A 12654-nucleotide genomic window follows, 5' to 3' on the forward strand; every position below is an offset into this window, starting at 1 on the left:
ATGGTGCGAGAGTGACTACTCCCATCCCTTCCCTCAGGAGAACACCATGGACTTGACCGTCGAAGACCGCGCTGAATGGATCGACGATGCTAAAGACGCAATCCGCGGACGGATGCTACTCCGCATGCTGAGCGTCGAAGAGGCGTACACCGCGCTCTCCAACGAACACGTGTGGCGAAACGAACTGCCCAGTGCCGTCCTCCAGGAAGCCTACAAACAAATGACCACCGGGGAAGCGCGTTAATCGTCGAACTTAGGCTGGCTCAATCACCCGCATCCACCAGGTACCCGAACAGTCCTGGCTCCACGACATGGTCAAGATCGAGCTTCATATTGACTACGGGGACGTCCTTTCCCTTGTCATCCACGATGTGAGTGTCATGGGCGTCTCTAGCAGTGGCCTCACCGAGGTAGAAGAAGTCACCGCCGTCCACATCACTCTTCTTCACAAAGACGTGTAATGGGAACAAGTTGTTGGCTATGTCGTTCTCACGTTTGCTCTTCAGCGAGGTCCGGCTCTTGGTGAACCAGTTGATCGTTGCCTCGCTTTCAAAGCTGTCTTCGTACTGGGTCGTCGCCGAGATGTCTGCTGCTTTGTCGTGCGTGATAAAGATGGGACACGTTCCGGAAAAGGAATCCGCCTTGTAGCCGTACAGAGTGCTGTACTGGTTGGACTCAAAGTTCAGCAGCCGGCACACGTCCTTACGTGTGTACTGATGGCCGACGACGAGCGTCCCTGACCAGGATTCGTCATGTCTGGCCAAGAAGAGCGCTGTGTCAATGGAATCTTTGACATGCGTCGTGAAATTTCCTCCCCGGTCGAAGAGCTGAGCGAAAACGTCGTCCAGAATATACTGTTCGCCTTCGATTCGCATCACTGGATGTGGACCGTACTTCTTCATCTCCGACTCAACGAAGAACCTTAGTGTCAAAATCCTCTCCACGGACGCCACCGTCGCCTCATCTGAGGAACACTCGTCGTCCTGGAGTAAACCAATAAAGTCAGTCCGGGACAGTGAACGCTGCTCTAACAGGGCCTTCAGCAACAGCATCTCGTGCGGGCGCTTACCGTTGAGCAATTCACTGTCGAGCAGCGAGATGTATGCCGCCTCCTCAGCAGTCGGCGCAACTTCGACCATGCCGAAATGGTGCAGCAGGTTCCAATAGCTCTTTTTCTTCGCCGCGATGACAACCGGATCCACAGTATGGAAACGGGCGAAATCAATAAGCATCGGAATATGTCCGAGCCTATACTCCAGATCACGGATGGATTTCTTGAGATTCGGCACGGAATCCAGCTTCGCTCTTTGCAAAGAGTGCAGCACTCGATCCCGAGATACCTTGTCGAAACTCACGCTGGAAACTCCAGCAATGACGCCAGTCGTCTGCGCACGGATGAGCTTCTCCTTTATGGTGTCCGGGTTGAGGCTACTGTCGCCGAACAGTGCAATGGGGATAAGGAAGTTGTTCTTGTAGTTGCCAATGAAGTCAATGACTCGCAGGTGATCCTTACCCGGCGCCTTGCGCAGCCCACGTCCCAGTTGCTGGGTAAAAATGATGCTGGATTCCGTGTTCCTCAGCATCACTACCTGGTTAACTGTAGGGATGTCGATACCCTCGTTAAAGATGTCCCTGGTAATGATGTAGTCCAGGTTCCCCATCTCTAGTTCCCGAATCGCTGTATCTCTCTGCTCTGCGGTCGACTCACCGGTGAGAGCCACCGTGCGCAACTTCCTTCCGTTGATCTCCTGTTCATTGAACAACCGGGAGAGCTCATGTGCTTCATCCTTACCCGAGCAGAACATCAGACCCTTGACGCCTCGAGGGAAGCCGTACGTCCGTAACATCTCCAGGATATACTGCACCCGCTTCGGGGCAACGAGTTTCGATAGGTCAGCTGTGGTGTCCTTCGTTTCGCCTTCGTCAGTCAAATACTCCCTCACCCCGTAGTAGTCGAAGGGAGCCAGCATGTCTGCTTCCAGCGCAGCCTGCAGACGAATTTCGTAGGGGACGTTATAATCGAAGAGTTCGAAGATATTGAAGGCGTCGGTGCGCTCCGGCGTCGCGGTCAGTCCCAGGAGAAAACCCGGTTCAAAGTGGTCGATGATGCGACCGTAGCCGTCCGCACCCGCTCGGTGGACCTCATCAATGATGATGAGGTCGAAGGCGTCTCGCGGGATGGACGCCAAGGTCTCAGGCTGAGACAGCGTCTGCTCCATGGCAAAGATATAACGACGGTCGATCTGTCGCTCAGCGCCGACAAGACGACCGAATTCTACTTCCTCCCCACCCAGGACCAGCTGAAACTGTGACATCGCCTTGGTGAGGATCTGCTCGCGGTGAACAATGAAAAGCATGCGTGCGGGATCAATCTCGCGAGCGGCAAGGGCTGCGAGAATAGTTTTTCCCGTTCCGGTCGCAGAGATCACCAATGCGCGTCTCTCACCCGATTCGCGTACTTTACGGATCTCATCGAGAGCTTCAGTCTGCATCGTGTTCGGCACCACATGGTCGACAAAAACTTCATTGTTGTTATCCGCGGCGATAGTTTCCGGAGACACGCGAGGCAGTCTAGTTTTCTCGTACTCGTCGATCCACGTCGGCGTCAGCCGTGTACTCTCGTCTCGCTGTCGCTGAATGGCATCCCTTAGCTGGTAGGTAATGTCTCCCTCAGGAAGTGCGGAGAAGCGGAGGTTCCACTCCTTGTTCGTTGTCAGCGCATAGCGAGTGAGGTTAGAGCTCCCCACTATCGCCGAGAGACCTTCTTTCTGGCTGAAGACATAGCCCTTGGCGTGGAAACCTCCCGCGCCACCAGGGTGGATGAGGACTTCGATATTGTCCAAAGTGAGCAGTTCACGGAACATATCCGGCTCATTGAAATCCAGGTAGGTGGACGTGATGATCGTTGCCTGCCCCTGGAAGTCAAGTAGGTCTTGCTTCAGCAGCCCCAGTGCACTGGGAGCGATGAAAGCGACGGAGAAATATGCGCGCTCGGAACGCCTCAGTTCATCCTTAATCGCGCGCACCATGGTGTTTCCGTCGTCGTTGACGATGAGTTTCGGATTATAGAGCTGTTCCGAGGGCACTGTGTGGTCGAGGAAGCCAAAGGCGGTTCCTGCACCGACCGGGCTGTCGAAACTCATGCAGCGAAGTGTGCGACAACGAGGTCAACAGCAGGGACATCCGCGGGAGCCCAGGGGAGATTGGCTAGTTCTGCCGCCTCCACCCAGCGCACTTCAGCATGCTCAGTGAGCGTGGGCTCCTGGTCCACGATTGTGCCGAAGAACGTGGTGAGAATGACTGTGCCGAAGTCATAGTCGTACTCGGTGGTGGTGACTTTCTCACCGATTTCCGCGGTGCAGAGCAGCTCCTCCTGCAGCTCTCGGCGCAGAGCCTGCTGCGGGGTTTCCCCGGGCTCAATCTTGCCGCCGGGGAACTCCCAGAAGCCAGCGAGGGACATGGCTTCACCCCGCTGTGCTGCAAGAACCTTAGTTCCCTCTGTAAGGACTGCTCCGACGACGTTGATCCGCTTTGCCATGTCTGTCAGCCTAACAACTGGACGGACGCCGCCGGCTACCGTGACGGCTCATGTTGCTGAGCTCCGAACGTCTTAAGGCGTCATATCTGCTTTTCATTGCCGCTGTCCCAGCCTCGGTGACGGAAGCTGCGGTGGTCCTGTTGGTTGGCGCGACGTTCAGGCTCATCCCGCAAGTCAGCCTGGTCCTCGTCAACCTCAGGTTCACTCTTCGCCACCCTGGAGATCAGAGAGTCTTTCTCCCGACTGACAGCTGCCGTCACTGGGACATGCACCATGGTCCTCCGCTGGTTCTGACCCACCCTCCGCCCGGAACCACCCCTCCACCGTAAACTCGGGCATTAGTGCGCATCACCGGAGCCACATCACACAACGCGGCCAGAACCCCGAGGAGCCCCACCATGATCGTGACCACCACTGCCACCGTGGACGGACGCCCTGTCCGCGAGTATGTCCGCATCGTCGCCGGAGAGACTGTCGTGGGCATCAACATGTTCAAGGACATCGGCGCAGGCTTCCGCAACCTCGTCGGAGGGCGTTCCGCCGGCTATGAGACCGAGATCGTCAACGCCCGTGAGCAGGCTCTCGGTGAGATGGTGCAGCGCGCCATCGAACTCGGTGCTGAGGGCGTCATCGGTGTGAAGATCGACTACGAGTCCCTCGGCCAGGGCGGGATGGTCATGGTCACGGCGTCCGGAACCGCTGTCAGGTTCTGAACCCCGGACCCGACCCGACCCCGGACCTGGACCAGGCGTCCCGGCACCCCTGGAAATGGCCTAGAAGTGACCGCCGACGTGCGCTTCCTCGCGCATCCGGGTGACCATGTGCGGGTAGTGCAGCTCGAAGGCGGGCCGCTCGGAACGGATCTTCGGCAGGGAGTCGAAGTTGTGCCGCGGGGGCGGGCAGGAGGTCGCCCACTCCAGGGTGTTGCCGTAACCCCAGGGGTCGTCGACGGTGACGATCTCACCGTAACGCCAGGAGCTGAACACGTTCCAGATGAACGGCAGGACCGAGACACCCAGGATCAGTGCGCCGATGGTCGAGACCTGGTTCAGGGTGGTGAAGCCGTCCGAGTCCAGGTAGTCGGCGTAGCGCCGGGGCATGCCCATGTTGCCGAGCCAGTGCTGCACCAGGAATGTGGTGTGGAAGCCGATGAACGTCAGCCAGAAGTGGATCTTGCCCAGCTTCTCGTTCATCATGCGGCCGGTCATCTTCGGGAACCAGTAGTAGACGCCGGCGTAGGAGGCGAAGACCACCGTCCCGAACAGGGTGTAGTGGAAGTGCGCGACCACGAAGTACGTGTCCGACAGGTGGAAATCCAGTGCCGGGGAGGCCAGCATGACGCCGGTGAGACCGCCGAAGAGGAAGGTCGCGAAGAACCCGAGTGCGAAGATCATCGGAGTCTCGAAGGTGATCCGGCCCTTCCACATCGTGCCCAGCCAGTTGAAGAATTTCAGGCCGGTCGGCACGGCGATGAGGAAGGTCATGAAGGAGAAGAACGGCAGCAGCACCGCACCGGTGACGAACATGTGGTGCGCCCACACGCTCAGCGACAGTGCGGCGACACTGAGGCTGGCGAAGATCAGCCCGATGTACCCGAACATCGGCTTACGGCTGAACACCGGGAAGATCTCCGAGACGATTCCCCAGAACGGCAGTGCCAGGACGTAGACCTCGGGGTGGCCGAAGAACCAGAACAGGTGCTGCCACAGGACGCCGCCGCCGTTGGCGGGGTCGAAGATGTGGCCCCCGAACAACCGGTCGTACAGGACGCCGAGAGCTGCCGCGGTGAGCAGCGGGAAGATCAGCAGGGACAGCAGGGAGGTGACCAGGATCTCCCAGGTGAAGATCGGCATCCGGAACATGGTCATACCCGGGGCGCGCAGGCACAGGATCGTGGTCATCATGTTGATGGCCGAGGCGATGGTGCCCACACCTGTCATCCCCACGCCGACGATCCACAGGTTCGACCCGACCCCGGGGCTGTGGATGGCGTCCGCCAGGGGCATGTACATCGTCCAGCCGAAGTCGGCGGCGCCGCCGGGGGTGAGGAACCCGGAGAGCATGATGATGCCTCCGAAGGCGGTGATCCACAGGCCGAAGGCGTTGAGACGGGGGAAGGCGACGTCAGGGGCGCCGATCTGCAACGGGATCATGTAGTTGCCGAATCCCCACACGACCGGGGTTCCGTAGAGCAGCAGCATCACCGTGCCGTGCATGGTGAACAGCTGGTTGAACTGCTCGTTGGACAGGTACTGCATGCCCGGGTGGAACAGTTCCAGCCGGATCAGCAGGGCCATCAGGCCCCCTGCGAAGAAGAAGCAGAAGGACATGATGATGTACATGATCCCGAGCTGCTTGTGGTCGGTGGTCGTCAGGATCGTCAGGGCGTGGTTGCCTTTCAGCGACCTGCCGCCCTGGGGCTCGGGCCTGGCGGGAGCTGCGGACGGCCGTCCGGCCGTATCCTCCCGCGGTGCTACCGCTGTCATTGTCGTACCTCCTGGTGCGAGCGGTGAGCGTCAGCGCCCCGGTTGTGGAAACGGGGACAGTTCACCGCAAGTGTCTGACACTGACGTTAGGAGCGTCCTATCCCCCCAGGTAGGGGGGCTTTCGTTATGGGGCTAGTGGTTGCGGTTATGTGAGCCGGTCCCCGCCGCCCACTGGGGAATCGTCTGCGCGGGGTCTTTTCCCTGGTCAGCGGTCTGCGGTGCGGCCAGCCGCTGCGACAGTCCCTCGAGGTACACGGCGTCCTGCGAACCCGGGTCCCAGATCATCTCGTTGAACATTTCGGCGCAGGTGCCGTCGTCGCGGATGATTCTGCGCACCGGAGTTCCGGGGGCCACGTTGCGTTCCGGGAGCACCACCGACCCCATCCCACGTCCCACCCAGCTGAACAGGGTGGAGCAGTTCGCCACCTCGATCTCCGCCTGGTTGAGCTGCAGTCCTGCCTCGTCCATGAGTGCTGTGACGGTGCGGGTGATTCCGCAGCCGTTACGGGAGAGGATGAGTTCCTTCTCCGCCAGTTCCCGCACGGTGACCGGTTCCAGCTCCCCGGGGGCGTGCCCGTGCGGGGCATCCGGGTCGACGAGCACCAGGTAGTCGGAGTTGATGAGCCGGTGACTGTACGAGGGGAGGAGCCCCAGCGCAGGGACGAGGATCATGTCGAGGACGCCCATCTGCAGATACTCCTCGAGCTGGTCGAGCTCGGATTCCAGGAGGGTGGCGTCCCGCGCCGGAGAGCCGGAGTCCGGTCCGTACGCCTCCGGGCCGTAGATGATGCCCCGCAGTTTCGCGACGAGCGCCTTCTCGATCTGCGGTGACGTTCCGATGCGGATGGTGCCGTGCCCCTGGCTGGCGAAAGCCTCAGCCTCGTTCTCCACCCTCTCCAGGTCGATGATGACCTGGCGGATCCGTGGCAGGACGGCCCGTCCGAAAGCTGTGGGTGAGGTGCCCCGCGGATTGCGGAGGAACAGGCGACCTCCGAGGTAATCCTCGAGTTTCGCGATGCTGGACGAGAGCGCGGGCTGGGTGACTCCGAACCTGCGCGCCGCGGAGCTGAAGGATCCTGCGTCAGCGACAGCGTCGGCGTAGCGCAGCGATTCCAGGGACAGACGACCGTTCATAATTCTTCCAACCTAGGTTGCTGTGCCGGGACCCGCGAGAATACCGGTAGATGACCGTGACTGCCATAAGCATCACTGGGGAACAGACGGGAAGTGTCGGTGCACTGTCCCCCGCGGAACCGGAACCCGGATGCGACGCGGGGCAGTCCGGGAGCTGCCGAAGAAGAAGCGGGTGACCAGTTCTCTGCATGAAAGGTTCCTGCAGATTCTCCGATCATCATGATGTTATGATGCGGCCATGCGCACCACCATTGATCTCGACCCCACCGTCCTGAGTGCCGCCAGGGCCAAAGCGGCGGCCGAGCACATCTCCCTGGGCAGAGCGGTGTCTGAACTCGCCCTCGCCGGGCTACGCCCCGTCCGGGCGGTGCACAGTACCCGGTCAGGATTCCCCGTTCTCCACGGCGACCCCGCCCACCCGGTGACCGATGATCTCGTGGCCACGTTCCGGGACCAGGATCCGGAACCGGAAGACCAACCGGAAGACCACCTCTGATGCTCCTGGACGTCAACGTGCTTCTCGCCCTTACCTGGGACCAGCACATCCACCACGAGATCGCCCACGCTCGCTTCAGCGGGCTTTCAAGCTGGAGCACCTGTCCGGTCACCGAGGCCGGCCTCGTCCGGCTCCTGCTGACGGAGAAGGTCGTCGGACGGCGGGTACCCGGCAGGGAGGCCCTCGGCCAGCTGCAGGCGATCCGGCAGGTGCCCGGCTGGTCGTTCATTCCCGACGACAGGTCCCTGTCCGACCCCGTGATCGACACCCGCGTCCTCATGGGGCGGCGCCAGGTCACTGACCTCCAGCTCGTGAACATCGCGGCAGCGCACAACACCCGCCTTGCAACGTTCGACGCCGCGGTGAGGGACTCACTGGTTCCCGCGGACCGCAGGTTCGTCGAGGTCTGGAGCTGACCTGCGCGCTAGTGCGAGAAGCTGATGTCCGGCAGGATTCGGCGCAGCCATGCGGGGCACCACCACGCCGCCTCCCCCGCCAGGAGCATCAGCGCCGGCAGCAGCACCAGGCGGACCAGGAGCGCATCCAGCAGCACCGCAACTCCGAGGATCACCCCCATCTCCTTCGGCGGCAGCGGTTCAGCGAGTGCGAAGGTGAAGAACACGGCGACCATCACCGCTGCGGCGGCGAAGATGATACGTCCGGAGTGTGCCATGCCCTCGGTCACGGCGGTGGTGGCGTCCCCGGTACGTTCCCTGTGCTCTTTCACCGTGGCCAGCAGGAACACCGTGTAGTCCATGGCCACGGCGAAGATCATGGCGAAGAAGAACACCGGTCCCCATCCGTCGAGGAAGCCCTGGGGTTCGAATCCCAGCAGCCCGGACAGGTGCCCGTCCTGGAAGATCAGCCGGGCGACACCGAAGGCGGCACCGGTGGACAGGAGGCTGACGACCGTTCCCACCAGGGCGGTCAGCGGGGCCCTCAGGGCGATGAGCAGCAGGAGGAATCCGAGGACGAGGATGATCCCGACGATCACGGGGAACCAGCGGTCGAGGGCGTCCTGCAGGTCGATGTTCTCCGCCGGGGCACCACCGACCAGCGCCGATTCCGGAAGGTGCTCCCGCAGGTCGGCGAGGATCCCGTTCATCACACTGTCCGAGGGGTCGACCTCGGGGACGGCCTGGAACATCGTCAGCCCGGAGTCGTCGGAGGCGGGCGCCGCGGGGGTCACCGCGCCGATGCCCGCGGTCTGCGCCGCGGTCCGTCACTGCGCAGGGTACACACCCGGTCAGTCTGCGGCCTCATCTTCGTCTGCGCCGCGGTCCGTGACGCCTCGGCGGCGTCCCCGTCACCGACGATGATCTGCAGCATGCCCGGCGCGCCTTCACCCATGGCGTCCTGCACGAGGTGATAGCCCTGCCGGACCGGGGCGTCCTCGGGGACGACCGCGATCGAGGGCATCGCCACCTTCAGCCCGAACACCGGCAGGCAGGCGAGCACCAGCAGCGCTCCGGACCCGGCGACGGCCAGTACCGGACGTCTGCGCAGGATGCCCGCCCACCGGGCGAACAGCGGTGACCGGTGCTCCTGCTTCTTCGCATAGGGCAGGGAGACCGCGTTGACCCTGGTGCCGAGGGCCCCGAGAACGGCCGGCAGGAGGGTGAAGGACGCCGCGAGCACGAAGACCACGGCGAGCATGATCCCCACGGCCATGGTGCGCACCGCCGGGGCGGGGACCAGCAGCACGGCGGACAGGCTGACCAGCACGGTCAGACCGGACAGCAGGACGGCCTTGCCAGCGGTCCCGTAGGTTTCACCGACGGCGGCCGCCGCGTCCGGAGCGTCCGGCCGGGAACGTAGGGCGTCGCGGAATCGTGCGACGAGGAAGAGCGCGTAGTCGATACCGAGGGCGAGAGCGAACATCAGCGCGAAGTTCATGGCCCACACGGAGATCGGGGTGACACTGTTGAGCAGGACCAGGGCTCCAGCGGATGCGACGAGGCCGGCGATGGTCAGCATCAGCGGCAGTCCCGCGGCCACGAGACTGCCGAAGGCGATGACGAGGATGAGCAGTGTCACGGGCCAGGACATCATCTCGGCCTTCATCATGGCGTCGTGGTTGGCGTGGTTGAAGTCGCTCCACAGCATCGACTGACCGGTGGGGAAAACTTCCGTGCCTTCTGTCGCCAGCGCGGTGATGCTGTCGGAGAGTTCGTCGGCGAGTCGGACCATGTCGTCGGTGTCGGCGGCGGCGCCGGCGACGAGGATGCCGGTCTTCCCGTCCTGGCTGACGGTGACGCCGGGGGTCGGGGGCATGATTTCCGCGATGCAGTCGTCTGCGGCGAGCAGTTCGGTGGCCCGGTCGATGATGCCGGTGGTGGTGGCGTCCCCGACGGTCCCGTCCTCGGTGTGGATGACGACCTGGACGGCGGAGGAGGTGTTGCCGCCGAAGTGTTCCTGGGCGAGGTCACGCACGGCGACGGATTCGGAACCGTCGGCCTGCCATCCGGCTCCTGCCAGGGAGCTGAACACGGAGGGGGCGGCGGCACCGAGTCCGACGAGGATGAGCAGCCAGACGCCGAGGACCGGCCTGATGTGGCGGGCCGCCCAGGTTCCCCAGCGGGCGAGGGCACCGGGGGCGTCGGGTGGGGTGGTCGTGGTGTGCGGTGGTGTGTCTGTCTGTTGTGCGGTCACTGGTCTCCTCCGATGGTCGGTATACCCCAGGGGGTATGCGTGCGGCACGACGATACCCGGAGGGGTATAAGCTCGCAACCATGAAACTCAACGACGACACGACCTCAGCAGCACTCGCCCGGATGAAGCGGGCCCGCGGTCAGCTCAACGGGGTCATCGACATGCTCGAACAGGGACGCGACTGCCGGGAGGTGGTCACCCAGCTCGCCGCTGTGTCCCGGGCACTGGACAGGGCGGGGGTCAAGATCATCTCCGGCGGAATGCGCGAGTGCATCCGCTCCGCCGAACGCGGGGAACGCCCCGAACTGTCCGAGGAACAGCTGGAGAAGATGTTCCTCTCCCTGTCCTGACCGCCCTGTCCTGACCGACAGCACTCCGCCGCCCTCCTGTCACCGCTGTCACCGTGCCGGCCGTCTGTCACATCTGTCACCCCGGCCAGGCCCGAAAACACGGCGACCTGCAGGTATAATCGGAAACTGCACCCCCTGAGCCGGTTCACCACCCCCGCCAGGAACTTCCGACCCGAACGCTCCGACCAGTGGAGTACAGACGTCAGCAGACGCACCTGCGTCCCCGACTGCACCACAACTGAAACCACACCTGAGACCGCAACCGAGACCACACCTGAGTTCACTGTCCGACCCGCAGCTGATTCACTGACTGACCCCGCTGACGTCCCACCCGGCGCCCCACCCGGCGCTTTCCCGACTCTCTGACCGGAGCACAACACATGGATGTCGTAGACATTTCACGGTGGCAGTTCGGCATCACCACCGTCTATCACTTCATCTTCGTCCCACTCACCATCGGCCTGGCACCCATGGTCGCCGCCATGCAGACCTTCTGGCAGGTCACGAAGAACCCCGCCTGGTACCGCGCCACACGGTTCTTCGGAACCGTCCTGCTCATCAACTTCGCCATGGGAGTGGCGACCGGCATCGTGCAGGAGTTCCAGTTCGGGATGAACTGGTCCGACTACTCCCGCATGGTCGGTGACGTCTTCGGCGGGCCGCTCGCCCTCGAGGGCCTCATCGCCTTCTTCCTCGAATCCACCTTCCTCGGACTGTGGATCTTCGGGGCCGGGAAGATTCCCGGGTGGATGCACACCGCATCCATCTGGATCGTCGCGGTGGCGGTGAACCTCTCCGCCTACTTCATCATCGTCGCGAACTCCTTCATGCAGCACCCTGTCGGTGCCGAGTACAACCCCGACACCGGCCGGGCGGAACTCACCGACATCGTCGCCCTGCTGACCAACCCCACCGCACTGGCCGCGTTCCCGCACGCCGTGGCAGGTTCACTCCTCACCGCCGGCACCTTCGTCCTCGGCATCACCGGCTGGTGGATGGTCCGTGACCACCGCTCCCGCAAAGCACTCCTGGACAGCGGCGAGATCACCGACAACGACCGTGACGGCGGTCATGACAGCGGTCGTGACAGCAGTCGTGAGGAGGACCGCCACGACATGCACCGCCCCGCCCACCGGCTGGCCTGGTGGACCACCCTCGTCTCAGCGATAGCCCTGTTCCTCACCGGTGACACGCAGGCGAAACTCATGTTCGTCCAGCAGCCGATGAAGATGGCGTCCGCGGAGTCCCTCTGCCACACCGAGACCGACCCCATGTTCTCCGTGCTCACGATCGGAACCCACAACAACTGTGAGTCCGTCATCCACCTCATCGAGGTTCCCTGGGTTCTGCCGTTCCTCGCCGAAGGGAAGTTCAACGGCGTCACCCTGCAGGGTGTGGAGGACCTGCAGCGCGAATCCGAGATGCTCTACGGCGCAGGCAACTACTCCCCCAACCTTTTCGTGACCTACTGGGCGTTCCGTGCGATGATCGGCCTCCTCGCCGGCTCCGTCGCGCTCCTCGCCGCCAGCTGGTGGTTCACCCGCAGAGGCCGGGTCCCCGAGGGCCGCGCCGGCACCCTGTTCAGCTGGATCTGCCTCATCGCAATCCCCACCCCCTTCCTCGCGAACTCCGCCGGGTGGATCTTCACCGAGATGGGACGCCAACCCTGGGTGGTCCATCCCAACCCCGACTCCGTCGGCGATTCCCGCACCGAGATGATCCGGCTGACGGTGGACATGGGTGTCTCCGACCACGCACCCTGGACCGTGATCGTCACCCTTGTCGGATTCACCCTGCTCTACGCGGCACTGGCAGTGATCTGGTTCTGGCTGATCCGCCGTGTCATCCTCGCCGGCCCTCCCCCGGAGGACGGGCCGAACCCGGCCGCCACCGTCGGCGCCGGATTCGGGCTCACCGGGAAGGACGCCACGACCGGTTCCGGGGACGGTCCGGAACCCGTCCGCTTCAGCGCCACCGGCTCCGGAAAGGAGTTCTGAC

Annotated in this window: 12 protein-coding genes; 6 read left to right on the forward strand and 6 right to left on the reverse strand. The window is 62.9% G+C overall.

Going from position 1 to position 12654, the window contains the following annotated elements:
- Positions 1-46: 46 nt before the first annotated feature.
- On the forward strand, positions 47-244 hold the full coding sequence (locus tag BN3906_RS05880) for a hypothetical protein (protein ID WP_066585308.1): 198 nt from the start codon (positions 47-49) through the stop codon (positions 242-244).
- Positions 245-263: 19 nt separating this feature from the next.
- Here the strand turns inward: BN3906_RS05880 and BN3906_RS05885 are convergent, their stop codons facing one another.
- Entirely contained in the window at positions 264-3143 is a 2880-nt protein-coding gene (locus BN3906_RS05885) for a DUF3427 domain-containing protein (RefSeq protein WP_066585311.1), read from the reverse strand.
- On the reverse strand, positions 3140-3538 hold the full coding sequence (locus tag BN3906_RS05890; protein ID WP_066585314.1) for a (deoxy)nucleoside triphosphate pyrophosphohydrolase: 399 nt from the start codon (positions 3536-3538) through the stop codon (positions 3140-3142). The genes BN3906_RS05885 and BN3906_RS05890 overlap by 4 nt, the downstream gene beginning before the upstream one ends.
- Before the next feature lie 398 nt (positions 3539-3936).
- Between BN3906_RS05890 and BN3906_RS05895 the strand changes: the two genes are divergently transcribed.
- Positions 3937-4251: a YbjQ family protein gene (locus BN3906_RS05895; protein WP_066585318.1), complete on the forward strand. Its 315-nt coding sequence runs from the start codon at positions 3937-3939 to the stop codon at positions 4249-4251.
- 60 nt (positions 4252-4311) lie between these two features.
- On the opposite strand, the gene ctaD is transcribed toward BN3906_RS05895, so the two are convergent.
- Together ctaD and BN3906_RS05905 are read right to left on the reverse strand one after the other, a co-directional pair.
- Positions 4312-6024 carry an aa3-type cytochrome oxidase subunit I gene (gene ctaD, locus BN3906_RS05900; protein WP_066585320.1) on the reverse strand — a complete coding sequence of 571 codons (1713 nt, stop codon included), beginning with the start codon at positions 6022-6024 and terminating at the stop codon, positions 4312-4314.
- Positions 6025-6156: 132 nt separating this feature from the next.
- On the reverse strand, positions 6157-7158 hold the full coding sequence (locus BN3906_RS05905; RefSeq protein ID WP_078057161.1) for a LysR family transcriptional regulator: 1002 nt from the start codon (positions 7156-7158) through the stop codon (positions 6157-6159).
- Between the two features lie 238 nt (positions 7159-7396).
- On the opposite strand from BN3906_RS05905, the gene BN3906_RS05910 reads away from it, so the two are divergent.
- Positions 7397-7654, forward strand: a complete 258-nt coding sequence (locus tag BN3906_RS05910) for a hypothetical protein (RefSeq protein ID WP_066585322.1) — start codon at positions 7397-7399, stop codon at positions 7652-7654.
- Entirely contained in the window at positions 7654-8070 is a 417-nt protein-coding gene (locus BN3906_RS05915) for a TA system VapC family ribonuclease toxin (protein WP_078057162.1), read from the forward strand. Before BN3906_RS05910 ends, BN3906_RS05915 begins: the two co-directional genes overlap by 1 nt.
- Before the next feature lie 8 nt (positions 8071-8078).
- Here the strand turns inward: BN3906_RS05915 and BN3906_RS15420 are convergent, their stop codons facing one another.
- Together BN3906_RS15420 and BN3906_RS15425 are read right to left on the reverse strand one after the other, a co-directional pair.
- On the reverse strand, positions 8079-8843 hold the full coding sequence (locus BN3906_RS15420; protein ID WP_066585329.1) for an MMPL family transporter: 765 nt from the start codon (positions 8841-8843) through the stop codon (positions 8079-8081).
- Positions 8840-10306, reverse strand: coding sequence for an MMPL family transporter (locus tag BN3906_RS15425; RefSeq protein ID WP_066585332.1), 1467 nt, complete (start codon positions 10304-10306; stop codon positions 8840-8842). The genes BN3906_RS15420 and BN3906_RS15425 overlap by 4 nt, the downstream gene beginning before the upstream one ends.
- 80 nt (positions 10307-10386) lie before the next feature.
- Here BN3906_RS15425 and BN3906_RS05930 point away from each other — a divergent pair, with 80 nt between their 5' ends.
- Together BN3906_RS05930 and BN3906_RS05935 are read left to right on the forward strand one after the other, a co-directional pair.
- Positions 10387-10656 (forward strand): metal-sensitive transcriptional regulator, encoded by a 270-nt coding sequence (locus BN3906_RS05930; RefSeq protein WP_066585336.1) that lies wholly within the window; start codon positions 10387-10389, stop codon positions 10654-10656.
- 380 nt (positions 10657-11036) lie between these two features.
- Positions 11037-12653 carry a cytochrome ubiquinol oxidase subunit I gene (locus tag BN3906_RS05935; protein WP_066585340.1) on the forward strand — a complete coding sequence of 539 codons (1617 nt, stop codon included), beginning with the start codon at positions 11037-11039 and terminating at the stop codon, positions 12651-12653.
- The last annotated feature ends 1 nt before the right edge of the window (position 12654 follow it).

This window comes from Corynebacterium provencense, from assembly GCA_900049755.1.
GTDB lineage: Bacteria > Actinomycetota > Actinomycetes > Mycobacteriales > Mycobacteriaceae > Corynebacterium > Corynebacterium neomassiliense.